The sequence below is a fragment of the Intestinimonas timonensis genome (genome assembly GCF_900626145.1).
GTDB classification, from domain to species: domain Bacteria; phylum Bacillota; class Clostridia; order Oscillospirales; family Oscillospiraceae; genus Intestinimonas; species Intestinimonas aquisgranensis.
Window position 1 is genome coordinate 1 of record NZ_LR130823.1, and the last position, 24,707, is coordinate 24,707.

22 protein-coding genes are annotated in these 24,707 nt (G+C 55.5%); 2 read left to right on the plus strand and 20 right to left on the minus strand.

The features are described from left to right. Positions 1 to 127 precede the first annotated feature (127 nt). Positions 128 to 1,411, minus strand: a complete 1,284-nt coding sequence (locus E0E29_RS16920; RefSeq protein WP_130849970.1) for an IS110 family RNA-guided transposase — start codon at positions 1,409 to 1,411, stop codon at positions 128 to 130. A 390-nt stretch (positions 1,412 to 1,801) separates the two neighbouring features. Here E0E29_RS16920 and E0E29_RS16925 point away from each other — a divergent pair, with 390 nt between their 5' ends. Beyond that, a complete protein-coding gene (locus tag E0E29_RS16925) occupies positions 1,802 to 3,010 on the plus strand; it encodes an IS110 family RNA-guided transposase (protein ID WP_130849211.1) in 1,209 nt (402 codons plus the stop codon). Between the two features lie 188 nt (positions 3,011 to 3,198). Here the strand turns inward: E0E29_RS16925 and E0E29_RS18370 are convergent, their stop codons facing one another. The 3 genes from E0E29_RS18370 to E0E29_RS16935 form a co-directional block, all read right to left on the minus strand. Next, on the minus strand, positions 3,199 to 3,351 hold the full coding sequence (locus E0E29_RS18370; RefSeq protein WP_165449964.1) for a hypothetical protein: 153 nt from the start codon (positions 3,349 to 3,351) through the stop codon (positions 3,199 to 3,201). A gap of 549 nt (positions 3,352 to 3,900) precedes the next feature. Beyond that, entirely contained in the window at positions 3,901 to 4,188 is a 288-nt protein-coding gene (locus E0E29_RS16930; RefSeq protein ID WP_130850932.1) for a helix-turn-helix domain-containing protein, read from the minus strand. Positions 4,189 to 4,230: 42 nt separating this feature from the next. Beyond that, on the minus strand, positions 4,231 to 4,509 hold the full coding sequence (locus E0E29_RS16935; RefSeq protein ID WP_130850933.1) for a hypothetical protein: 279 nt from the start codon (positions 4,507 to 4,509) through the stop codon (positions 4,231 to 4,233). A 225-nt stretch (positions 4,510 to 4,734) separates the two neighbouring features. Here E0E29_RS16935 and E0E29_RS16940 point away from each other — a divergent pair, with 225 nt between their 5' ends. Further along, positions 4,735 to 5,085, plus strand: coding sequence for a helix-turn-helix transcriptional regulator (locus E0E29_RS16940; protein WP_130850934.1), 351 nt, complete (start codon positions 4,735 to 4,737; stop codon positions 5,083 to 5,085). Positions 5,086 to 5,143: 58 nt separating this feature from the next. Here E0E29_RS16940 and E0E29_RS16945 read toward each other — a convergent pair whose 3' ends face one another. The 16 genes from E0E29_RS16945 to E0E29_RS17020 all read right to left on the minus strand — a co-directional run bounded on the left by E0E29_RS16945 (position 5,144) and on the right by E0E29_RS17020 (position 24,604). Continuing rightward, positions 5,144 to 5,320: a cysteine-rich KTR domain-containing protein gene (locus E0E29_RS16945; protein ID WP_130850962.1), complete on the minus strand. Its 177-nt coding sequence runs from the start codon at positions 5,318 to 5,320 to the stop codon at positions 5,144 to 5,146. Positions 5,321 to 5,401: 81 nt separating this feature from the next. Beyond that, positions 5,402 to 5,782, minus strand: a complete 381-nt coding sequence (locus E0E29_RS16950) for a hypothetical protein (protein WP_130850935.1) — start codon at positions 5,780 to 5,782, stop codon at positions 5,402 to 5,404. Between the two features lie 103 nt (positions 5,783 to 5,885). Continuing rightward, positions 5,886 to 6,455 (minus strand): DUF6935 domain-containing protein, encoded by a 570-nt coding sequence (locus E0E29_RS16955; RefSeq protein ID WP_130850936.1) that lies wholly within the window; start codon positions 6,453 to 6,455, stop codon positions 5,886 to 5,888. 49 nt (positions 6,456 to 6,504) lie between these two features. Further along, on the minus strand, positions 6,505 to 7,641 hold the full coding sequence (locus E0E29_RS16960; protein ID WP_130850937.1) for a hypothetical protein: 1,137 nt from the start codon (positions 7,639 to 7,641) through the stop codon (positions 6,505 to 6,507). 15 nt (positions 7,642 to 7,656) lie between these two features. Then, entirely contained in the window at positions 7,657 to 8,973 is a 1,317-nt protein-coding gene (locus E0E29_RS16965) for a TPM domain-containing protein (RefSeq protein ID WP_130850938.1), read from the minus strand. Positions 8,974 to 8,992: 19 nt separating this feature from the next. After that, entirely contained in the window at positions 8,993 to 10,018 is a 1,026-nt protein-coding gene (locus tag E0E29_RS16970) for a TFIIB-type zinc ribbon-containing protein (protein WP_242622574.1), read from the minus strand. 177 nt (positions 10,019 to 10,195) lie between these two features. Continuing rightward, positions 10,196 to 11,410, minus strand: a complete 1,215-nt coding sequence (locus tag E0E29_RS16975) for a hypothetical protein (protein ID WP_130850940.1) — start codon at positions 11,408 to 11,410, stop codon at positions 10,196 to 10,198. Between the two features lie 92 nt (positions 11,411 to 11,502). After that, on the minus strand, positions 11,503 to 12,513 hold the full coding sequence (locus tag E0E29_RS16980) for a DUF5067 domain-containing protein (RefSeq protein ID WP_130850941.1): 1,011 nt from the start codon (positions 12,511 to 12,513) through the stop codon (positions 11,503 to 11,505). 12 nt (positions 12,514 to 12,525) lie between these two features. Further along, positions 12,526 to 13,992 (minus strand): hypothetical protein, encoded by a 1,467-nt coding sequence (locus E0E29_RS16985; protein WP_130850942.1) that lies wholly within the window; start codon positions 13,990 to 13,992, stop codon positions 12,526 to 12,528. 24 nt (positions 13,993 to 14,016) lie between these two features. Then, positions 14,017 to 14,700 (minus strand): TIGR00266 family protein, encoded by a 684-nt coding sequence (locus E0E29_RS16990; protein WP_130850943.1) that lies wholly within the window; start codon positions 14,698 to 14,700, stop codon positions 14,017 to 14,019. Between the two features lie 48 nt (positions 14,701 to 14,748). After that, complete coding sequence (locus E0E29_RS16995) at positions 14,749 to 15,600, minus strand: DUF4428 domain-containing protein (protein ID WP_242622575.1); 852 nt, start codon at positions 15,598 to 15,600, stop codon at positions 14,749 to 14,751. Positions 15,601 to 15,622: 22 nt separating this feature from the next. Continuing rightward, a complete protein-coding gene (locus E0E29_RS17000) occupies positions 15,623 to 16,024 on the minus strand; it encodes a hypothetical protein (protein WP_130850944.1) in 402 nt (133 codons plus the stop codon). A gap of 44 nt (positions 16,025 to 16,068) precedes the next feature. Continuing rightward, a complete protein-coding gene (locus E0E29_RS17005; protein ID WP_130850945.1) occupies positions 16,069 to 16,911 on the minus strand; it encodes a hypothetical protein in 843 nt (280 codons plus the stop codon). Between the two features lie 119 nt (positions 16,912 to 17,030). Then, positions 17,031 to 18,365, minus strand: coding sequence for an SPFH domain-containing protein (locus tag E0E29_RS17010; protein ID WP_130850946.1), 1,335 nt, complete (start codon positions 18,363 to 18,365; stop codon positions 17,031 to 17,033). 37 nt (positions 18,366 to 18,402) lie between these two features. Continuing rightward, positions 18,403 to 19,737 carry a hypothetical protein gene (locus tag E0E29_RS17015; protein ID WP_130850947.1) on the minus strand — a complete coding sequence of 445 codons (1,335 nt, stop codon included), beginning with the start codon at positions 19,735 to 19,737 and terminating at the stop codon, positions 18,403 to 18,405. A gap of 214 nt (positions 19,738 to 19,951) precedes the next feature. Then, the gene (locus E0E29_RS17020; RefSeq protein WP_130850948.1) at positions 19,952 to 24,604 is read right to left on the minus strand and encodes an S-layer homology domain-containing protein; all 4,653 of its coding nucleotides are present in this window, start codon (positions 24,602 to 24,604) and stop codon (positions 19,952 to 19,954) included. Positions 24,605 to 24,707 lie beyond the last annotated feature (103 nt).

The following is a 24,707-nucleotide window of genomic DNA, read 5'->3' on the forward strand; positions in this document are numbered from 1 at the left end:
CTAAGCTCTAATGGTGAAATTCATTGACCAACTACCGGCTCTGTATTTATACCTGTGGAATCAAGTTAAACGGAAGCGGTGTGAGTCTCTTCCGCGACGCAACAGAGAGACGCTTCCTGTAAGCGAACTACGCCGCTTTCAGCGGCTGGTTTCTGTGGATGTCAGCAAGCATTTTTTCTGCACTGTATGCACAGCCTTTTATGGCCACTGCATAGAACACCCGAAGCAGCTTGCAACATATCGCAATCATCGACTGCATTTTCTTCAATGGGTTTTCTGCTCTTGTCGTAAAATACTGATGGAGTTTTTGAAATTCCTCATTTTTCGCCACCAGTGGCATCGCCGCTCGGAACAGGATTGCACGCAGATGTGCTCTCCCTCGCCGGCTAATTTCCGTCTGGCCTTTATGCTTTCCGGAACTGTTTTCCGTGATGGCGAGTCCTGCCAGCTTTTGCAGTTGGCGAGGGGATGAGAAGCGCCGAATGTCTCCAACTTCGGCAAAGATGCCAGCGACAGTGGTGAGACCGATCCCTTTGATTTGAAGCAGCTCTTCTGCCTCTGGGATTTGCCCGCACAGGCTTTCCACAACCTCCATGATGCGTTCATACTGCTGAAGTTTCACGTCATAATCCTCCAGCAGAATTTGCAGCTCCATGCGGGCCGCTTCAATCCCCGTTGTGCATCCTACGCTGTTTTTGGCCGCTTCAAAGGCCCTTTGCGCCCGTTTCAGGCCAACACAGCGCAGTTTCATCTGTCGCCATATCTGGTTGATTCCATCCACACCTAAAGCGATTAAATCGGAAGGAAACGGTGCTGCATGAAGCAGCGCCATACTTCCCATGCCCTCAAATTTTCCGAATACTGTTTTGTGTTCTGGAAAGTAGATCTTCAGCCAACGTTGGATTTGATTCTGCACTGAAGTGAGCTCTTTCTGTACTCTCCAGCGGCAGTTCATGGCAACTCGCAGTTCCGCATACAGCCCCTGTGGGATATATGGGAATGCATAGCGCCCTTCCAGCACCAGCTTTGCGATTGTCTTGGGGTCCTTCTTGTCGCTCTTGCTGGGATGTCCGTCGTCCAGTTCTTTGCTGCGCTTCACATGGTATGGATTGACCAGCACCAGCTTAATACTGCTTCCTTGCAGGTACGCTGCCAGGGTGAACCAGTAGTGTCCTGTGGGCTCAAGCCCTACCATGACGCTGCTTTTCTTCTGTTCGGCTGCCAATTCTGACAGCCAATGCAGGAAGAACCGAAAGCCCTCTGCGCTGTTCTCAAACTTGACTGCCTTACCAAGCTCCAAACCGCGCCAGTCGAACGCTCTGGCCCAATGCATCTCGCTGGCAATATCCACACCAATGACCATTGTTGTTTCTGTGACTTGACGGATTTTCTCGTTCTGTGTTACACTCATTTTGGATACTTCCTTTCAATCTCAACGTACGTTTTTATTAGGGCTTTGACCCTGTTCGTGTACTTTGATTGTAAGGGAGTGTCCTTTTTTGTTCAAACGCCGGATTTTCTCATATTACAGGAATCTCCTATTACAATAATTATTGGTTGGAAGCCCAGCATCCGGCTGGGCTTCTTTCCGTCTCATGCCTAAGCTACAATAAGGGGAGCAACTGGCTGACCATCACCTCCTTGGGCTTAGATGTCCGTTGATAAGACTGTCAGCCATCCCTCTTATTGCAGTGTTCGCTTTGAGCAGGTTGAGCCATAGAGTTCGCGTCACCCAATAGATTGAATCGGCAATGAGAAAAAAGATGGATTCCGGTTGCAAATTCGTATGGGAGGCAGATACATGAACTCTGTAGGTATTGACATCTCCAAAGGCAGGAGCACGATTGCCGTCATGCGTCCCTTTGGAGAGGTTGTCATCTCACCCTTTGAAGTGCGTCACACCGACAGTGAACTGAGCGAGCTGGCAAGGCGGCTCAAAAGCCTGAACGGTGAGACTCGTGTGGTCATGGAGGCCACAGGGAACTACCATGCGCCGGTGGCAAAGCTGCTTCACGACGCAGGGTTATATGTTTCCGTTGTCAATGCAAAGCTGGTGCATGGCTACGGGAACAATGATTTGAGGCGTGTCAAGACCGACCGGAAGGATGCTATAAAGCTGGCGAACTATGGCCTTGATCGCTGGCTTACCTTGCCGAGATATATCCCGGAGGAAAATACTCGGCTGTTGCTGAAGAACTGCTATCGCCAGTACCGACAGTATTCCAAGGTGCAGACTGTGTTGAAGAACAATCTGATTTCCTTGTTGGATATGACCTTTCCAAATGCAAATCGTCTGTTTAACAGCCCTGCCCGTGCAGACGGAAGTGAGAAGTGGGTGGATTTCGTAGCGGAGTTTTGGCATTGTGAATGCGTCTCTGAACGCCCCCTAAAGTCATTCGTGAACAAGTACTGGCGGTGGTGCCGAAAGCATGGGTACAACTTCAGTGAAGAAAAAGCACACGCCATTTACGATGAAGCCAGCGGACATATTGGTGTCATGCCGAAATCTGAAACTACAAAGCTACTTGTGGAGCAGGCTGTATCTCAGCTTAGCGCTACTTCCGCTGCGCTTGCTGCGCTCAAACAGGAGATGCAATCTCTGTCCTCTCAGCTGCCGGAATATCCTGTTGTCATGGACATGTTTGGCGTTGGCCCGACTCTTGGGCCGCAGCTCATAGCTGAAATTGGGGATGTTCGCCGTTTTTACTCCAAGAAAGCACTCGTTGCCTATGCCGGTATTGATGCCCCACCGAATGACTCTGGTGATGTGATCGGTAGGCACAAGAGCATGAGCAAGGTAGGTGCATCGTCGCTACGCCGGACGCTATTCCTTGTCATGAGCGTCTATTTGCAAAACTCGCCGCCGAATGAACCAATTTACCAGTTCATGAACAGAAAACGAGCCGAAGGCAAACCCTACCGCGTCTACATGATGGCATCCGCGAATAAATTCCTGCGGATCTACTACGCCACAGTGAAAGCCTATCTGGAAACATTAGAACAGAGCTGATCTTATTGCGTTGCATAGCGTTGGCTGGCCGCCGTTTCATTTTGAGATGCAAAGCGGCTTGAATAGGTGCACCGATTTTCAACTACTTACAATGTTTGCTTTTTCTTCTTGACAATACTTAGCAGGTCTTACAGCAACAAACATTACCACACTTTTGTCCAAATAGCTATCACAAAATGCAACGAAAATCAGGGAAACAGAATGATTTCGACACCATCCTGCACGGAGAGGTAGCCGGCAATTTTTTTGGCTTCTTTTTCGGTGCATTTCCCAATCCGGACAAGTTTTTTAAGCAGTGTAATAATGCCGCAGTAGTCGATGTTTACATTTTGGACTGTCATAAAAATCCTCCCTTCATTTGCTTATTTTCTGACTCTTGATACCACAAAAATAGAGGCCGCCCAATTTGGTTGGGGTAGCTTTGGCTTGCTCAACTACATCGCAGGCGACCTCCATTGCTTCTAATATCAAGAATATTGCCTGTATTCGACACTACTTCCCCAGGCAGGGCGGCAACATAAACTGTGCTGGCGCACATCACGGGAATCTCACCCCTCCGGGGAACGCCCGGAGCTGCGTGCAGGAGTACCATTGTGGGCTGACGGGATCTTGGCGGAGCAGGGTGCCAATCCTGCCCTGGCCTGAGTGGGTATCGCTCTGCACCTTAATTGGCCGTCCTTAGATGCGGAAATGATCCGCACAGGTGGTCTTCGCGCACTCGGCCTGACGCTGGCTCCGTCAGCTGATGTATTTATATTGCCGGATATGACTGCCTGGGGCAGTATTTTTCAAGGTACTGTGAGATTTACTGATCTCACTAAGATTGTAACTCTGTGTGTTTCAGAATTACATAAACAGAATGGAAGGTTACCTACCCAAAATGGAAGGTTTTAGAGTTTTGCCTCCAATTCAGACAAAAATGCAATGGTCATTCGCAGGTTCTGCTTCTGATCCATAGCTTTAAATTCTCTCCCCGACAAAAGATAATCCAGGGAGACATCGAAGAATGCTGCAAGCTCCACAGCCAGTTCAACTGAGCCGGTCTGCTTTCCGTTTTCAATTTTCAGGATGTATGTACTGGTGATGTTCATTTTCTCTGCCAGCTGCTCCTGCGTAAGTCCTCGGCTTTTCCGTAAATTCTTGATTTGAGCGGCATAGCTATCTCTGTTGAAGCCCATAACACTTTCCTCCGTTTTCTGAAATTTGGATGAGACCGAATTTCAGTTCGGAGGATTACGGCACCCAACAGAAAGATTATCATTAAAAAATAAATTGCCGATCCCGTGCAAAAATGGAGAATCGGCAACCTGTGCTTGATCTGTATTAAGAAGTCCAGGGCGGGATACAGGGGCAGCAGGCGGAGGTTTTTCTTCCTTTCTTATATGCCCAGCTTGCGTATCCCGTTTTTTTCTTGACAGTCTTCCTCGTGCTGTCCTGAAAGCAGTGTGACTCGGCTTAACCAGATGGAACAACTTAATGCGGCAGCTTTTGTCTGCCATGTTGCATTTCTCCTTGTCCACTTACGCGGCCGGCACACAGACAGCCAGCATCACCCCCTTAAAATTTTTGTTTTTCGGCAAATGCGACTGTCTTGCCGATAATGTAATTCAGTTTTATGTATCTCAGGCTTGTTGGTTCATGTATCGTGATACACCTAACAAGCGAATTATGTCGCATTCACCCGCAAAAAGATGTATTGTAGAATATCTTTGAGGTGAACTGTGATGTATGATTTCTCCTATCCATTGGGAAATGTGGTGAAGAGCACACGTTATCAGCGCGGTCTGACCCAGCTTCAGGTAGCAGACATGGCGGATATCGATGTGCGAACCGTGATGAATATTGAGAACTCCAAGGCAAATCCCAAGATGGAAGTGCTCTACCCTTTGATCCGTGCCCTCCGTATTGATGCCAGAAGCATTTTTAACCCTGAACTGCAGCGCGAAACTCCCGCTCTACAACAGCTTCGGCTTATGATTGAGGAATGCAGTGAGCAGGAAGCCGAAGCGTTGATCCCGGTGGTGGAATCGGTCATTGCCGCACTCCGGACAAAGGACGCCATTGAGATTGGATGACTACATAAAAAAACAGAGCCTGCTTTTCCCCGACAGGGGGATCAGCAGGCTCTGTGCTTTAAGCATCCGGCTCGTCGCTTAATACCATCTTCAGTTTTACCACATTGACCATGAATTCCTTTTTACATTTTGGACAGTATAGCGGGAATTTTACTAAAACCGTTTCTTCATATACTTTGACTTTCGTTTTGCTGCCGCACTGAGGACAGCAGATCCATTTTGACCCATGCCGCATAGCAATCACCCATTTATTCGTAGTTAGTAGTTACAAGTTAGATAATTGCAGTTGGTTTTTCTTCATTGATACCCAATCATTCTATGAAAACGCCGCCAATTTCGCCAGCAGATATGCCAGAGAACTATCATAGAAGACGAAATCATCGATCAGTCCGGCATTTTTTGCATCTATGACACGGCTGCATACGGCGGACTGTTCCGGCCTGACCAGAAGCAGGATCTTGAGGTCCTGTTCAACCTGCCGAAGAGGTTGGCAGATCCCGACCGCCTGATCCATATCCGCCTGATCCACAATATCCAATATCACCACATCCGCATGGAAGATATCAACGCCGACCATAGCCTGCGGATAATGGAGCTGGGCCGCCCACAGGAAGTCAAGCTCCGGCTTTGCCTGGATGGCCGCTGACAACCCCTGTCCAAGCACCTTATTGGATGATATAAACAGCACTGTTTTCATGATCGGCACCTTCTATCCAATCCGATAAATACAGATGGTTTTCTGATCGCTCCCGCCTGCTCCGGCTTCCATGAGCCGATCCTCCACAACCGCGCCGCCTGACTCACGCCCAGGGATCGGCGGACTTGGGGGTACGGACGCCGGTGAGCAGATATTGCTCCCAGAGGAACCATTTCCCATCGCTACCCCGCTGTCGGAGTTTGATGGGGCGAGGGCTGTCCGCGCCGCCGCAGGGGATAAACAGTTTCATATAGCCCTGCTCCTCACCGGAAACATGGTTGCTTTCCACCCGGATGGTGTAGGGCTGGTTGGGTGTGTAATTGTTGTCGGGGGTAGAGCCGGCAAAGTAGGTGAAGGGAAGGTAGGTCTTTCCGTCACGGAAGCGGTCGTTTAAGAAGGAGATCTCCTGTCCGTTCAAAGGACGGGGCCCCCGCAGCCAATTCAGCATATCCGTGCCGATCTGCCGGTCAGCGGCATAGGCGCACAGGGCCAGCACGGTCAGCGCCGCCGTCTGAAAGGGAGTGTCAAGGGCCGCCTCCGGGAGAGCCTGCATCTGGGCAAGGCTCTCAGGGAGGGCCGTGAAGGTAAAGGTTTCCCTCTTGTTTCCAATGGCTGTGGCTGCTGTCGCCGCGGCATCCACGGCGGACTGCTTTAGCCTGTCAAAAATACTCATACAAATACTCCTTTCACGCCTGTCCCACACTCGTGCGCCTGATGTTCTCTCAGCCATAGGCGCGTATCAGATCCATACAGGTCATGCCCTCGCCAAAAAAGGGTGGACACACACCGGTTTCACGATCCTGCTGGATATGGAGAGATTCGCCGGAGGGGTCGATCAGCACCGGGAAGCTGCCGCTCATGCGGGTGCCCGCGCCGTCCGAGAGGTCCAGATACAGGCAGTCGCCCTCCATACGCCAGATGCCGGAATACGAGTACGCATACTCCTGCCCATCCTCCGGCTGATGGTAGAGATCGATGCGCCCGGAATAGTCCGGGTCGCTGTCGCCCCAGTTGAACTCCATGTACCAGTGCTCGCAGGTCCAGTTTGTGTAAGCCAGCCCCCAGTCTGTGGGAGGCAGCCACCAGTCGTCCCCGGACGGCTCCCAGTCCTCGGGGTAGTCCAACCCGGTCACATAGCCCCAGATGCCGAAATCCATCAGCATGGGAAGGTAGTTCTCCCCGGTGGGCACGATGGGAATGCCGTATTCATCGGTCAGCGGGAGCCACTTCACCTCCACGCCATCGTTTGTCACAAGGACGATCTCCGTGTCCGGTTCATCCCGCCATTGCTCATAATTTACGAATATCAGTACAGGCTGGGCACACTCCTCCCGGTAGAGCACCTCACCCGGTACAGGCCAAACGCCGTTACCGAGAGATTCCCAGGTGACATGGTTCACGGCAAGGCTGGTATTCTCATCCCGGGGAACGATGCAGAATAAATCCCCCCAACCTGCGCCGAGGATACGTTCGGCCGGTATATGCAGCAGAAACGGCATCGCCTCGACCAATCCGGTACAATTCTCCACCAGCCAGTCCGACAGCGGGGTGGAGTCCCCCTGCTTCCTGTATCCCAGATAGGCGACCGCGCCGGCGTACTGGTCATCGTATGTCATGGCGTCATACAACAGGTTCAGGGACTCCTCCGCCAATTCCGCCTCCGCTGTTTCTTCCCCGCTGCCGGAGAACGCACCCACCCCGGAATCTTTTTCTCCCTTGCTGCCGGAAAGGGTACCCATCGCACTGTCCGTTTCCGTTTCAACGGACGGTGTATCTTCTCCTCCGCAGGCGGACAGGCCAAGGGCCAGTGCCATGCACAAAATCGCCGGGAGAAAGCGGCGCCGGAGCAAATTCTTCATCATCCGGCCTCCTTCTCAGAATTTTCCGCTGCGGCCGCTGCCGCCGCCCCCACTTTCGCTGTAGGTGCTGCCGCCGCTACCGCCCGAGCTCTCTTTCTGGATCTTGGTGCGTGTTTCGGTGGTATGGGTGTACCGGTCGTACTGCTTTGTCAGGTGTAAGCCGCCAGCGGTGAGGTACGCATCAGCTTCCGCCTTTTGATGGACGGACTTCATCTTACGCAGCAGCCACAGGCAAACCGTCCCCGCGGCCAGACAGGAGCATCCTGCTGAAATGACGAACCAGATCCAGTAAGGACGGCGCACCGGCTTGCCGGCGTCGGCCTTCGTCAGATATTCCTCACAGGCGTCCAAGTAATTGGAGATGCCGCCATACCAGTCGTTTTCCCCAAAATCGCCCAGGAATTGCTCCTCCAGCTTCTCCTGCCCATATTCATCAAAGGCATACTCGGCGTACTCGCCGTAGACGAACATGGCGTAGTCCCGCTCGGCCATGCTCAGGAGCACGATGATCCCATCCCGCCCGCTGCCCATACCGAGCTCACTGCCGTGATAGAGTTGATAGGTGACCTCAAAGACACTGCCGTTTCCGTATTCCGTGTAATCATCTACAAGAGCAAAATAAACGCCGCAATCCTGCTTTTGGGAAATAGCTTCGGCCCGAGCCTCCAGCTTTTCCCACTTCTCATAGGGAAGAAGGTCTGCAGCATCAAATACATACTGCATCGTGACGCTGCCCTGCACCGGTTCTTCCACACCGGCATCCTCGCCGGAGCCGGCCGGCGGGCAATTTGTGCGGATGTACTCCTCCGCCGTTTCTGCCATGGCGTCCACTGCCTGGGTCAGCGCCACGGCGCTCATGGTCATGTCCTCACCGTTCCATGCCCGCGCCGCCATATAGGGCTGTACCGCATCGTAGACGGCGTCGGACAATTCCTGGCCGCTGCCCCGCTCATCGCTCAGCCTGGCGTAGACGCACCAGTCATTTTCGTCAACCATACTGTAGGTATCCCCATCCTGCGGTTCCAGCAGAATGGTCAGCGTAACGCCCTCCTTGTGCTCGCCATAGCCGTAATCATATTCCTCATATATCCCTGCGGCGGCGTCGCCAAGTCCGTCATAGCTATTTTGGGTCAATACATCCACCCGCAGATCAAGGCCCAGCGCCTGGGAGAGCTGGGGGAGGGTCTGTTCTCCCTGCATGGTCAGCTCCTGCGATCCCAATGATTCCGTTTCGTCATAGATCACGCCGTACTCCATTGCCGCCATTGCGGGAGTGCAGAGGGACAGCGCCAACAGGAATGCCAGCGCGAGAGCAGTATATGCTTTCTTCATATCCGGTCTGCCTCCTTTCTCACGGCAATAGGACCAGCGCCGAACTGATCACAGACAGGGGGACGGCGATGGCGGCAAACAGCCCCCAGAACTTCCCCCAGCTGACCGGCAGGTCGCCCACCAGCTTTCCGGTCTGTCCATTCATGGCAAAGAGGAAGTCCTTCCCATGCCACTTGGTATTCAGCATCCAGACGGGCATCAGGGCGTAATGCACCTTGCCCCTGCGCAGGTGAACGCTGCTTTCTCTGAGAACGCAGAGGTCATAACGCTTCACTGTGCCGCGCAGCGCGGAGGCAAGGGTCCCCTCACAGCGCTGATCCGCCCGCTGCCGGCTCTGTTCCACCGTCACATCGAACTTATCGGCCAGGAAGCCGGGGAGATACGCGGTGGAAAAGGGCTTCAGCTCCTTGTGGTCATAGGGTTCAATGGAGTCCATGTGGCCGTCCGGCATCTTGCTGGAGGCATCCACCGGCACCTTCTCAAAGGTGACGGTTCCGGCCCGGTAGACATCGTAGTGTTTCGTCTCCGTGATCTCGTAGTCGCCGGAACGGTATGTACGGGAGCGGGCAGCCTCATAATGGGCGTCGCCCTCCGCCTCGCCGTCGAACATCCAGAAGGGAACATAGATCCCCCGGATCTCCTGCACGTGATTTTCACCGGTAAAGCTTTTCGGCAGGAAAAGCTTCCCTTTGTAGTGGGACTTGAGGGCCTTTACCGCATCCTCCTTGCTCAGCTTGAACGGAACGATGAAATCTGGCCGCAGTGCCCCGGAGAACTGGCCCGGCACCACGGTGGGGTTCCCGCAATAGGGGCAGGAGGTCGCCGCCGTGCTCTCCTCGCAGATGAGCTCCGCGCCGCAGCTGGGGCAGCCGTAGGCCCGCATACCGTCGCCCTCAGCCCCCCAATCCTCGCAAAAGTCAGAGGTGTCCCATGCGCCTCCATCCGCGGCCGGCGCACCCTGTCCGGTGCCGCCTTCCTCCGCCGCCTGCTGGGCTTCTGCCGCCTTTTTTTCTTTCTCTGCGTAGAGCGCCTCGATCTCTGCCACATCATAACTGGCACCGCAGTATTCGCATTCCAACCGGCCGGACGCGCCGGAGAAATGCAACGGTCCCGTGCAGCTGGGGCATTGATAATTTGTTACCTGTGTTGGCATCTGAAATTTCTCCTTCCCATGCCGGCGCTGTAACGGTCTATACCGAAACAGGCCGTAATCCGCAGAAGATCAGCCGAGCGGGTCGGTGAGCAAACTGTCCAGCGTCAGGACGCACAGCTGCGCGTCATACTTCGGCATAAACGGCAGGCTGACTTCGTTCTCCCCAGTGCCGATCACCATCTCCTCGCCGCTGGGACTCATCAAAATCGGATAAGTCTCCGAGATATAATACGGACCGTCTGTGACGCCATAGTTATCACCGCCAACAAGGGACAGGCTGATGGTCACATAACTGGGCCCATCCATGACGGATGTGGTCGTCCAGAAACCGCTCCACACCTCATCCCACATCGTTTCAGAAGGATCGGTTCCCACGTATTCCCAGTACAGATCGACCGTTCCGCCTGTCTCATCCTCGGGAAAGAACCACAGGTAGTAATTTGCCACACGGCTCGTATCCCATGCCGCTGCCTGCGTTGTCCAGCTGCCGCCAAGCCCGGAGGCATATACGCCGCTCCAGCCGTCTGCCAGCCACGGTGCAAGCTCGGAAGGAACGCCCTGCCAGCCGTATTCCGTAAAGTCGAAGGAGAGGTAGTCTCCGTTTTCCGAGAAACATGGCACGATGTGCCCCGTTGATGTATAGAGCTGCGGCTCCCACACGCAGCTGTTGCCTGCGTTGTCTACGATCTGGACCTGTATGTAGGACAGGTATGCGTATGCATCGTCCCCGCCGGCTGCAAAGATCAGCAGCGGATCTCCAACTTCAGACCGGTAGAGAACCTCGATGACCTCTTCGGTATCTGATTTCGGATCCCACCGCATGAGATTGACGGAAACCGTCGCATTTTCATCCAGCGGCACGATACCGTACAGATGGCCTGAACTGCCGATGATGCGGGTTTCGTCGATCTCCGCAAGGAAGGGATATTCCTCCAGCATGACCTGGTCTGCCGCTGACAGCCAATCGCCGGCTTTTTCCACATAGCCCAGATACGCCGCGCCGAACATGGTCTGCGGAAAAGCCATTCTCTCCCGCAGCCAAACAAGAGATTGTTCCGCTTCCGCAGAGAATCCGGTCGGTGTCGGCTGCATATCCGATCCCCCGGCCCCCGGGCGCAGCTTTTCTGGCAGTTTCTGATCGGGCATACCAGACAGCGTCTCACCATCGGCGCTTCGATTTGGTTCGTCTGTTCCCGCTTGCTGTTTTTGCGCGCAGGCACAGAGAGACAGCATCAGAACCAGTATTAGAAAAAATGCGATCACTCGTTTTGATGTCCTTTTCATAACTGCTCCTTTCAAATGTCACTGCTCCATACCATTGCGCAAACGGGGATCGTTCCGCCCCAAATGGGGCGGGAACGATCCCCATTCTGGTGTTATCCGATGCTGTCCGGCATAGGCTCCTCCGCATCGATCAGAGGCAGATACCAGCTGTCATAGAGATTGGGCAGATCCTCCTCGTCCACATCCACCCAATAGGTCCCCCACGGGCGCAGGTAGATATCATAGTGGAATGCATCTCCGCCGTTTTCGTAATCACCGTCAATGTGGATCATGTCTCCATAGTCCACCAGTCCCGGGTCAACGATCCAGTCCCCGTGCTCCAGCGCAATATCCGTGAAGGCACCGCCCTCGGATGTCATGGTGCCATATATGCTGGTCCCATCATCACTGAGGCTGACCGATGCGGAGACCATCGGTTCCGACTTCGTGTAGTCCTCATCCCAGAGGGTGACAGTGCCCGTGCCGTCCCCGCCGATGTCAATGGCGCCGCAGATGTCCCACCAGGCGCCCTCCAGATCCTCGTAGTCGCCTGAGCAGCCGGTCATGATCCACCAGCCGTACCAGTCACCGTTCCACCAGTCCAGCAGTATATCTCCGGTCCCAGTATCCTGACCTGTACCGCTTCCCGCCGTTTCCCGGCTGAGTGTGGACGGATCAACGGTGATTTTACCGTTTTTGTCGCCGAACGCCTCCTCAAAGGTCACCTCGACCTTGCTGGTGGTATCCGCCAGCACAAAGGCGGTGCGGAGTTCAAGGGTTTCACCCGGCGCGACATCCGTAAATTGACTGTCGATTACCGTGTCGTAGGAGTCGCTGTCCGCAAAGACGGTGGCGATAGCCAATTCTGCGCCGTTCTGCATCGCTGTTTCAGAGACTGACCAGACATAGGAGCCACTGTCCTTGCTGTTGTTGGTAAAATCCAGCGTCAGGACCAGTGCGTCGTTTCCATCTGAGTCCTCCATGATACTGGCCCCTTTATAGAGCAGTTCATAATCTCCGAGTTTGATCAAATTGGACTCTGCCGGTGTGCCCTTGCCGCAGGCGGCCAGACTGAGCAGCATCGCCGCCGCAAGCAGGACGCAGAATAACCTTGTGCGTTTCATGTCAGATCCTCCTTAAAAGCCGCTGAGTTTGAATGCCACAAGTTCCATTGCGGACTCGTCTGCTCTGTCTTCGGTCATAATGGCAAGGATGCTGCCGTCAGCCAGCTTCACGCCGCCGCAGAACCAGGGATAGTCCGTGCCGAACAGGTCGCCGTCATCCGCCTCGCCGAGATAGGTGCCATCCTTGCTCCAAAGCACCACCTCACGCATATTTCCGTCCAGGGCCAGATAGCCATTTGCGGTCTGCGTAATAAAGGTAATGCTTCCCAGGCCGCCTCCGTCGGAATCTGCCAAAGTCATTTGCAGCGCGCCATTGCTGTCATAGACAAACACCTTGTGACCGCTGCCATCCACGGCAGACCCGCAGACATAGATGTGGCTGTCGTCGATCAGCAGATGACTGAGGATGTCCACTTCCTGGAATACCATGGGCTCCGTCTTGAGGGCTCCGCCGGAGAGCGTGATCTTTTCACATTCCGGTCCGGAGAACCAGCTGACGCCCCAGGTCCCGGATGGGTGCATGGTGACGTGATCCGGGCCCTCATAGGACGCCGTCTGTGCGCCGTCCTTCCAGCTGATTAGCGGCTCCATAAAATTCGCCAGCCAGAGGGTCCCTGTGGTGTCGGCGGAAATATCCTCATATTCCGCGTCCAGCACAATATCCTCCGCAAAGTTCAGAGATGCGCCGTCGTAATCGAAGCGCTTCAATTCTCCGTCCACCAGAAGGTAAGCCTGATCTCCTGTGACAGCAGCTGCGTGATTGAAGGTCTCCTTTGTGATGATGCAGTCTGTAATAGGCAGCCACTGGCTGCTGAGCGTGTGCGTCCCCACCATGACGCTGCGGGGCTGGGCGGAAAAGGGCTCACCCTCCCAGTACCAGGGGCCATCCTCGTTTCCGGTATCCTCCAGATGGATCGTCAGGCCGGAGAGCAGCTTGTCTACACGCTCATCCTCGTACTCGCCGATGATCTCCATAAATACGGTGGCTCCCGCGCCCTCCACCCGGTTCATATACCGCAGGCAAGGGGAACCCCAATAGTTTCCTTCTGCTTTGAGGCAATCGATGCCGCCGACGGGAGTAAGATCATAGGCCTGATCGACTGCATATTCGTACTCGTCAAAGCCGTAGCTGGTGAGATAGTCCCGGAAGGTATACGGATCTTCCACGGAAACGCGGATCTCCGCATCGACGATGCTTCCATCCTCTCCTTCCTTGGGAAGCGTCAGGATGATCTTGGAGGATGTCTCATCGTCATGAAAGTCGTCCTCCTCATAGACCCAGCCGTCCGCCTCATCGTAAGTAAGATCCCACAGATTTGTATGGATCGTTGTTCCGCTTCCCGCTTCCACAGGAGGCTTTGTCTGCTCGGTTCCTTCCGATGTCGAGCTGGGCTCCGGGTTGTCCTTGCCGCAGGCAGTGAGGCTGAACAGCATCAGCGCCGCAAGGAACAGGCACGACAGCTTGAACTTGGTTTTCATTTTCAGTCTCCCCTCTGTCTGTTCTTATTTTTTGTTGCTGAAAAACGGCGTCAGCAGCTCGGCTACCTTGCTGATGGGCATGGTCTGCAGGATCACCTTGCCGGGTCCCCGGACAACGGTATTGAAAATACCCTCTCCGCCCAGGAGCATGTTCTTTGCGCCCTTGACCGCAACCACATCCATGGTGCAGCTCTCCTCCATAGCCGCCAGGTACCCTGTGCTGACCAGAAGCTCCTGTCCGGCGCTCAGGTCATACTCTGCCGCGTGACCGTCGATCTCAATAAAGGCGATCCCGTTTCCGCTCAGCTTCTGCATGATGAAGCCCTCGCCGCCAAAGATGCCGGAGCCCAGTCTTTTCTGGAAGTGCATGGATAGCTCCACACCCTCCTCGGAGGCAAGAAATGCGCTTTTCTGCACGATCATGGACCGGCCTGCGCTGATCTGCAGGGCCTTGATGGCCCCGGGAAAGCTGGACGCGAAGGCGATGATCCCGTCCCCGCCCTCTGCGGTGAACTTGTTCTGGAATGCGGAATCGCCGGACACCAGCCGCCCCAGCATCTTCTTCATACCGCCTCCGGTGGTGGTTTCCATTTTCATATTTGGGCTCATCCAGCTCATGCTGCCGCTCTCCGTGATCATGGATTCGCCTGGGGACAATTCACATACGACGACCGGCAGATTTTCTCCTAAAATTTCATACTTCTTCATGGTGAAGCTCCTTTCATTTTCGTTTTTTTCTATTGCTCCAAGGTATTCTTATCCGTTGATTGCGCCGCCGCAAAACTCGCAGCAGCCGCTGGCATCCGGTGTGGTGGTCGCCCCGCAGTACGGACAGGTCACCGCCGCCTTGGGTGCTGCTGCCGCGGCCGCTTCCTCCCGCGCCTGCTGCCGGACCTGCAGCAGCGCATCCCGGATCTCACAGCCCATTTCCTCATATTGCCGGTATTCCACGCTGGAGCGCACCTCCTCCGCGTTGGAGGTCAGGGAGCCGCCGCCCATTCCGCCGGCTTTAGCCCGGAGACCCCCGCGGGGTCTGCGCATGGCGTCGGGCCCATCCAGCAGTGTTTCCTCATCGTTATCCACTGAGCTGCTGTTGAGCTGGAAGCGGATCTCGCTGAAATAGGGATTGTTGACGTTGATTACGATGTAGAAATCGTAGGAATAGGCATACCGTTTGGGATTGAAGCTCTGCCGCTCTCCATCCTTATCCCTGTATTCGATCTCCGTCCTGCGCTCGTCGATGTCCAGCTTGCAGCCGGTCACATCGGAGAAGGACAGCACATCCGGATTGGCCTCCTCCCAATTTCTGGCGGAGGTGACCATAAACAGACCCGCATCCTCGTCCAGCAGCACCTTGGTACGCTCACCCAGAGTACGGGTGGTGCGAAAAGAGGATACCTTGGCTTGATTGGCCTCCCGGTAGGCCAGCTGTTCCTGGATCTCTGCCGCCGTGCTCTGGCGGCGGTCGCTGAACCAGGGGGAGAGCTTGGCGGCGCATTCCTTGCACAGATTGCCGTCCTCCAGCTTGCGGTTACCCAGCAGCCCGATCTCGCCGCCGCAGACCGAGCATTCCTTTTTATCAAATAGTTTTCCAAAGAGCCCCATCATCTGCACCCCTTTCTGAAGCCGCTTACGCGGTGCCCTTCATCTGCATGGCGCCGTAGACATACAATCCCGGCAGCAGAAGATTGAGCACCAGACTGGTGATGCTAAACTGGCCTCCGCCTACAAGGCCGATGATGATGGAGATGATTGCTAAGATCGCAATGATAATGCCCCATTTGACACAGGAAACGGCCTTCTGGGGTACGCTGCAGGCCCCGATGCCCTTAATGCCTGCGATAAACTGGATCACAGAGGCCACAGTTACAAGAATGGAGCTGGCATAGAGCAGGCCGGTACCCTCCGCGCTCCCCGACAGGGCTGCCAGGGCGCTGACGCCGAGAATGGCGATGACGCCGGCGATGGCGGCGATGATGCCGCCGATGATCATGAGAATGGATGTGACTTTCAAAATCTTCTGACCTTTCATTTGTCGTACCTCCTATGTTCTGTTTTTATGGATCGATTTGCGTACTATGGCTGTTCATCCAGCAGGCACAGGGCCAGCTCTGTAAAATACGCCCGGAGCTGCTTCGCTGTTTCCTGATCCAATTTCTTCTGCTGCTGTTTGCCGTCAGAGTAATAGAGGGTGCAGGTCGGCTTTTCCGAGCTGCCGTCCGGCTGCTGCTCCAGACGGATCTCCTCCGCAAACGCTGTGAAGGCATCCCACTCCTCATCTGACACGGCCCAGTCACTCCAGATCTCCTGCTTCCGACCGGACGGGGTAAATCTGGCCCGGAGGATATAGGGGGCGTCCTCTCCGTACACAACAGACGGGCCCCGGTCGAATTGGAAGGAATAGTCTTTGGAGAAGAGAGCCCCGGACTGACCCATATAGAAGCCGCTCAGCTCCGGCGGGGCATAGCGGGGGATCTCCCGTCCAATGGGGTCGGCCAGCTCCTCCAGCAGAGCGATCAGCGTATGGATACGGCGGTCATTTGGCGGATCATAACGGATGCTCCGTGTACCGTCTTCTGTGCTCCAGGTCAGGATCAGGCTGGTGGAGTCCCCGCCATCCATGACTTCGATCCCCGGTGGCAGCTTCACCTCAAGCCGGTTTTCCGGGATGGGCTCCATCAGCGGGTAGAGCTCCAGAATGATATGCTCCACATCCGACCACTGAGCCGCGGTGATGGGGACATTCTTTTTGGTGGACGGATGATGCCAGTCCTCGTCCTCCGCCGTATCCGGATCAAGGGCCGGATAATAGCTTGTTTCCAGAATGGCCTCCGGCGAAAGCGTGATGGCAAAATCCGCTCTGGCAACCATGCCGCTGGTGTGGCTGTATGTGACGCCAGTCAAGGTACCGGGCGGCACGGCAGATTTCTTCTGTATGGGTGAATCACCTCCCTGATGACCTCTGAAACAATACCCCGCAGCCACCAGAAGCAGGAACAGACCTACAACAGAAAATACGGCGGTTTTTCTTCCCCGGGTCATCCCTGCACATCGCCATCGTCAAAGGGATCGCCGCACTCCGGGCAGAACTTGGGCGGATGGGCGGGATCATCCGGCTCCCAGCCGCATTTGTCGCATTTGTACTGGGGTACGCCAGCGGGCTTTTTCGCCCCGCACTCCGCGCAGAATTTCCCTTTGTTCACCGCACCACAGGAACAGGTCCAGCCGTCCGCTGCGGGCCGGGGCTTGCCGCACTCTGGGCAGAATTTTCCGGTGATGCCGCTTTGTCCGCAGGCGCAGGTCCAGCCAGGGGCGGCAGGCGGGGGCGTGGGTACAGGTGCGGGGGTGGGCTGAGCCTGCTGCTGCGCGCCCATCTGATAGAGATTCTGGGCGTTCATGCCGCCCATCTGTCCAGCCATCCCCATGCCCATAAAAGCCATAGCGGGACCGGCATTGGGGTTGCTGGCCGCGGACTGCATGGCGCTGGCCTGTGCGCCCACCAGATGGGCCGCCGCCCGGGTGGGGTCCATAAAGGCCGCGTTGCGCTGCAGCTCCTTAATCATCTGCTCGTCTTCCTCATTGGCCTTGACGCTGGAGACGCCAAAGGAAACGATCTCCATGCCCCGCAGGTCCCGCCACCGGGAGGAGAGCTGCTCGTTGAGGGCTTCTGCCAGCTCCAGGGTGTGACCGGGGAGAGCGGAGTAACGGATACCCATTTCCGAGATCTTTGCGAATGCGGGCTGCAGGGCGGTGAGCAGCTCCGTCTTCATCTGCCCCGCGATCTGCTCGGTCTTAAAGTCCTCGCTGACGTTGCCGCAGACATTGGTATAGAACAGCATGGGGTTTTTCAGGCGGATGCTGTACTCGCCGAAGCAGCGGATGGCGATATCGATGTCGATACCCGCCCGCTGGTCCACCACCCGGAAGGGGACGGGGCTTGGGGTTCCGTACTTGTTGCCGGTGAGCTCCTTGGTATTGAAATAGTAGATGCGCTGGTCCTTGGGGGCCTCTCCGCCGAAGGTGAAACGCTTGCCGATGTTCTGGAACACGCCCTTGATGGATTCCCCCAGATCGCCGGTGAAGAGGCTGGGCTCGGTGGACATATCGTAGGTGTACTCGCCCGGCTCGGCGCACATATCCACCACCTTGCCCTGCTCCACGATGAGCATACACTGGCCGTTGGCCACGGCGATGACAGAGCCATTGGTGATGATGTTGTCATCCCCCTTGGTGTTGCTGGAGCGGCCTGTGGCCTTCTTCTTTCCCTTTACCGCCAGCACATCCGCGGGGATGGCTTCGCAGTAGAAGAATTCCTTCCACTGGTCGGCCATCACGCCGCCGGCTGCGCCCAATGCAGCTTTGATCAGTCCCATAATGCGATCTCCTCTCTTGTTTTATTTTGTTATGGTGTTATGGTGTCAGGAATGTCCACCCATCCACCAGATACCCGTTTGTGTCGGTGATGGGCCAGAGGTACCAAAAATCCTCCCAGGGGCGCTTGATGTGCAGGCACAGGTTCGGTACGCCTTCCGGGATCGTCAGGGAAAACCACCGAGGCTCATCAATGTTGAGCGTTTCGTCGTACAGGATCTCGTCCGTGACCCAATCCAGAAGCCGTCCGCTGTCATCCCACAGGGGCTCGCCCGTACAGAACCGGATCTGTGTTTCATACCAGCGCCCCACCACCAGCAGCCTGTCCAGTCCATCCGGCTCCAGCTTTGTGACCGGCAGTACCTCCAGCCATGCGGATACATCCTCCGGTGGGTTGGGCCAGTAGAAGGTCAGGCAGTCAGAAGGCTCCTCATACAAAGCCGTCTGCAGCGTTTCCGGCAAGAATGCGTTTACCCGCTGGTAGACCGCCGTGCGGACCGCCGGAGCGCCGTCCTTCTCGTAATGCTCCTGGAGATACAGCGTATCCGGATCGGTCAGCGTGAGAAAGAACTCCGCGCCGGTATCATCGTGAAAGAGCCGGACGCTCCAAAGCTCGTTGGAGAGGCCGTGGAACAGCGGTTCCTCCAGCAACTCCGTCCGAAGCTCGGCTTCCTGCCGGTATTCCGGCTCATCCGTATCCAGAAAGTTCGCAAAGTAATAATCCGCGCTCAGCACATATCCCTCGATGGAGTCGCTCCACCTGCTTTCAAAAACCAGCGTGGAGGCCAAGCCTTCTTCCCGGGCGTTATAGCTCCATCCATCCACCTCGCCTGTGGTCATGTGCCATGTCCCATGCAGGTTTGCGATACACAGTTCGCCGCCCGGGCCCGGCCGCTCCGCTTTTTCAAAATAGAATCGATCCCCATAGAAGGATTCCAAAATGATGCGGCCATCTTCAATGCGGCCATTCATCTCACCATCTTCATCGCCGTCCGAGCTTGTCAGCCGCAGGGTGTGATCCGCGCCGAGCCACCAGGTCCCGCTGCCCAGATAGCTGTTGAAGCTGTCGCCCAGGACCTCACGGAATTGCGCCGTTCCGTCCTCGTTGAGAAAGAGATCGGCCCACCACCGCTCCGTGGGCATTTGGCTCACCTCTGTGCGGTCAAAGAGATCGTCGTAGGACTCGTGCTGTACAGCCGTCCAATAGGTGCCGCCCAATGAACTGTCGGAGTTATGGTCGGACGGAGGGGCGGAGGTCGCTGTGTCATCAGGAGACTCGGGCGGCCCTTCTTCTCCGCCGCCGGGGGTGCCGCCGCAGGCTGTCAGGCAGAGCGCCAACAGCAAGGCCAGCATAGACTTCCATACTCGTTTCATCTCACTGCACACCTTGACATCATCATTTCCCTGTTTGCAGTTACTTGCATGACGACACCTCTTTTCTTTCTGTTTTTGTTTCTCTGCGCTCTACTATGGTTTCATTTTACCGGGTGCCGCTGTTTTGCGCCCTACCCGCAGCGGGTAGTTTTTCGGACAAAACGCAAAAAGCGGAGCGGCATTTGCCGCTCCGCTTGGTAAGAATATCCTGTTATTATTCCACATACCGATAGAGGAAGGTGACGATCTGGGCGCGGGTGCAGTTGTTATCCGAACCGAACAGGCCATTGCCGATCCCGCCGGTGATGCCCTTGTTCGCCGCCCATGTGACCGCGTCGGCATAGTAAGCGCCGGCCTTTACATCGCTGAATACACTTCCTCCGCTGACCGCAGGGCTGCCCGCCGCACGGTACAGGAAGGTGACGATCTGAGCGCGGGTACAGGTAGCGTTGGGGCTGAACTTACCGCCGCTCGTGCCGCTGGTGATGCCGTTCTCAACGGCCCAGGCCACCGCTTTGGCATAGTAGGCATCCGCGGGGACATCGGCAAAGCTGTTCATGCTCTTGGGGGCGGGAGATCCGGCAGCCCTCCACAGGAAGGTGACCGCCTGGGCGCGGGTACAGATGCCGTTGGGGGAGAAGGTGGTGGCGCTGGTGCCGCCGGTGATGCCCTTGTCCGCAGCCCAGATCACAGCGTTCTCATAATAAGCGCCGGAGGGAATGTCCGTGAAGGGATGCTTGTCGGCAGGCTGCTCGACCTCGAACCTGCCCGCTACGGTAACCTTGCCGGACGGCATAGTAAAGACATACTTGCCGTTTTTCTCAGTCAGCTTGATTTCCTTGTCCTTATCGTCCAGAACGGTGAGGGTATCCAGCACATAGCCCTTGTCGGGATCGACCGTCAGGGTGACGGTGGTGCCCTTGGAGGCGGACTTGTGGCTGGCGGTCACATCACCGTTCTTGGCGCTCTTTACGGTGATGGAGTAGGTGGTGACACCACCGCCGCCACCGCCACCGGTGGAGCTGTTCTTCTCGAAGATCGCCTTGACTTCAACATTCTCGGCAGGCATGGTGAACTGGTTGTCCTTGATGGTCACGCTGCCCTTGACGACTTTCCACTCCTTGAAGTGGTAGCCGCTGTTCGGAGTTGCGGTCAGCTTGATCTCCGTCCCGGCGACAGCCTTGGCGTGGTCCACAGAAACGGAGCCGTTGCCGCCACTGGTCACGGTGACGGTGTACTCGGTGAGCTTGGGGATGCTCTCGGTCTTGGTGGCCGTGCAGGCAGAGCACTTGTAATGACGAGTCCCCTCCGTGGTCACGGTGGGCGCAACCTCGCTAACGAATACCCAGCTGTGGTTCTCGGTCTTTGCATAGCCGCAAGCGGTGCAGGTGCCGGTGTGGGTACCATCATTGCTATCCGTCCAGCTGGTGATGCTGTGCGGGGCTTCCTCGTAAGAACCGTCGTTCGCCGTGCAGTAACGGATATGCGTATCGGGAGTTGCAAAGATCCAGTTACCGCCATAGGTGTGTGTATGGGGCCCAGCCAGTGCCGGGAAGGCGTAGCTGAGGGTCACGCTGGTAGTAGTGCCACCTGCTTCGGGAGTAACCTTGTGGCCGTTGATGGTAAATACCGCATCGCTTGCGAAGGTATAGCCATCGTTTGCGGTCAGCGTAACGGTTGCGGTATACTCCTTCGCCTCAAATGCTGCATCAGCGGGGTTCCACGTCACAGAGGAAGCCGTGCAGTGAGCAGTACCGGTAACCGTCGCCGTGGTGTTGGGCGCAGCGCCGTAGGCCGGAGGCGTGATGCTGACGGCTGCGCCGTTCACGATCGTATCGTCGGCAGCAGCGGGCAGCGTATAGGTTACGGTGATCGCGCCGGACGGCATCTCGACAATCTTGGTTGCGGCCGTCGGATTCTTAATGGTGATGTGCGCCAGAACGTTTTCATTCACAGCAGGGATCTCCAGCGTGTAGGTCTGTCCGGCCTGCGCGATCATGCTCTCGCCGGTGACAGCCTTATTGTGAATCACACAGCTGGGGCCGCCCCTCCACGCCATTGTCTCGCTACCGTAACAGTCCCTTACGAAATCGTCAGTGCCGAAGTTGGGGGTACCTTCAAAATCGGCCCACGTTTCTTTGAGGTCGTCGCCGGCCTTCAGCTCCGGCAGGGTGATGTTCAGCTTGCCCTCGTTTCTTGCGGTGATCACAAACGTGATCTGAACCCTGCTGGCACCGGCGCTATTGTCATCAGGCGCCTGAGTATACCAGCCCCAACCTTCGGGGACATTCGGATCATCATACGAAGGTCTCTTGCTGTCATAATACCACCGCCGGACACCGTATTGTTCGATGGTGATGCCTTCCATGTCGGTGTAGAGCTTGAAGTTATCCTGGTTGGTTTTGAAATCTTCGTAGAATGCATAGCCATTCTTGGCGTCAAGCGTCAAATGGGCCTTATACTTACCGTTGGTCTGGAACTCCGTCTCATAATCAGTGTATCCCGTATCCGGTCTGAGCCAAAGAGTTCCGGTTGCCGTAGTCCACTTTGCAAAGTCAGGATTTTCCGCAGGATCGTCATAGGCTTCCGGGTTTGTTGCGGACAACTTGACCTTTTCATTGCCGGTCGCGATAGAGAAGGACGGATACTTGATCTCAGGATCACGCTTGGTCAGCTTATAAAAATCCTGATCCATGACGTTATCATGAACGATTGCATCGTCTTCCTGATGCACAAAGTTATGCGGTCTCATGCCGTCCATGGGGTAGTTTTCCATGTTCAGCACAAGGCTGGTGACGTGCTTCACGCCGGAGTAGTCAATGGTGGTCTCGGTATAGCCGCAGCCCGTGCAGGAGCGGGTATATTCCACGCCGCCGCCCGAGAGCGTATTACCCGCGACCCAATCGCTCATGGTGTGCTTTTCGCTGGTGTTCATGATCTTCTGGTCGCAGGAGCAGACCTTCCAGTGATACTTGGCGTTATAGCCCACGGAAGCTGGCTTGTGCTGGTGAGGTACTTCCAGAGGAAAGCTGAAATTGAGCGCACCGGTACTATCAACGTAGCCGATGACATCCACGCCGCCGAACTTCAGCGCCGTGACCTTGCCGTTCTCGCCGCTAAAGGTATAGCCATCCGGGGCGGGAATCGTAAAGGAGACATGGTTGATGCCCACCTGAATGTTGTCATGTTCCCACGTTACATTAGGATGTATCGCCACGGTATTTCCGTTTTTGTCCTTGGCCTCGAAGCTCAATTCACCGGGCTCACCGACGTCAGCCTTGTCCACGTTGAACGAAACGGTAGAAATGAAGGTGTCTGCCGCTTCGCTCACCACCAGCTTGACGATATGATCGTTGCTCATGATGCCGACGGAGCTGCCGTCCTTTTGCAGATTCAGCTGCAAATCAAAGGAATAGACCGACGGGGCTTCGCCTGCGGGAATGGTATAGCTATATTCGGTGGCGGTGGCGCTGATGGGAACGCTGGTGGGGGTGTTAGAGCCGACGGTATAGCAATCGAAATTGGCTCGATAGGTATAGCCCGCGTCTTTCAGCTCCTGCGCCAGAGGATACCACTCGAACTTGAGGGTACGCGCCGTGTTGTTGGTAATCTCCTTAACTTCGCCCTTGAAGTCCTTGGCGTAGTCGATGGAGTCGCCGTCCAGCGTGACGGACTTCATGCCCCATGCGTTGCGGATGACCTCGATGGGGCCCTTCAAGTTTAAATTCAGATAGAAAGACCCACCGTAAGGATTGTCGTCAAATATCACGCGCGAGCCGATGTTCTCGGAGGTATAGATCTTCCCGTTCACCTTTATCGCGCTGTTCGGGAAGAACTTCATAACGCGCTCTATCACCTGCTGTTTGACCCGCGAATCGTACCCACGCTCTCTGGTGACACCGTAAATATCGAGCTTGAGATACTGGCCGGACGCGTCAAATACGCCGCTTTTGATCAGCATCGCCGGCTCGTTCCCCTTATAATTGCTTTCTTTTATGCTTTCGGTAACATAAAGGCCATCGTTGAAGCGCGCCCCGTCTATGACCATCTGCGTCTTATTTTCCAGCAGGCTGGTCACCGCAAACGGGGAGTTGAACTCGCCGTCGTTGAGAAGAACGCGCGGCTCCGCATCTCCCTCTTTCCACGACAGCTTATCTGTCCAGACTATGCCGTTGAAGGTGCCGCCGTTGACTGTGAGATTGGAATAGCGCAGCAGCAGCGCCGTCGGCATATACTCAACCTGCCTCATACTGGTATTGCTCCTGTCCCAGCTGTACGGGCAGTTGATCGTGCCGCCGTTGATCGTGATCTGCGGGCGCTCACCGCCCTTGAACGGAACAAAATAGTTGTCGCTGATGCAGCCGTTGTTTCCATAGACATTCGAATCTATCGGATTCAGCCTTGTCAGCGTGCCGCCGTCCATTGTGAATTTGGCAGGCGCGCCAGCACTGTCGGGGCTTATCATGATGATGCAGTGCCACTTGGAGTCCCTCGCAAATTCAACCTCGATCGCGCCGCCGCCCTGGCTGTCGCACAGCGTGAATTCGCCGGAGCGAATTGTGATCAGGTTGTTAAACTCCGCCCGCTTGCTTGCGTCGATCCTGATCTTATGGCCGTTCAGGTCCAGTTTTTGGCTTTCCTTTATAATGATCGCATCATCATCATATCCCGTCGTATAATCGATGTCATTTTCCAGCGTGAGATCTCTTGAAGCGGGCGAACTGAGATAGCTTTTAAACCCGCTCCAGTCCTTGATGTTGCCGTATCCGTAAGTATCGTCCGCCGCGCTCGCCGTCGCGCCCATGGCGGGCAGCAGTGAGAGCAGCATGGCCAGCGTCAGCAGTAAACTGGTAATTCGTTTTCTCATGTTCTATCTTCCTCCTATTTTGATTAGATACCCATTGTCCGCGCATTGTTTCTCGGCGTGCGGCCTCTTTTTTCCTCCCTTCTGCCTCCTAAAACCGCAGCAC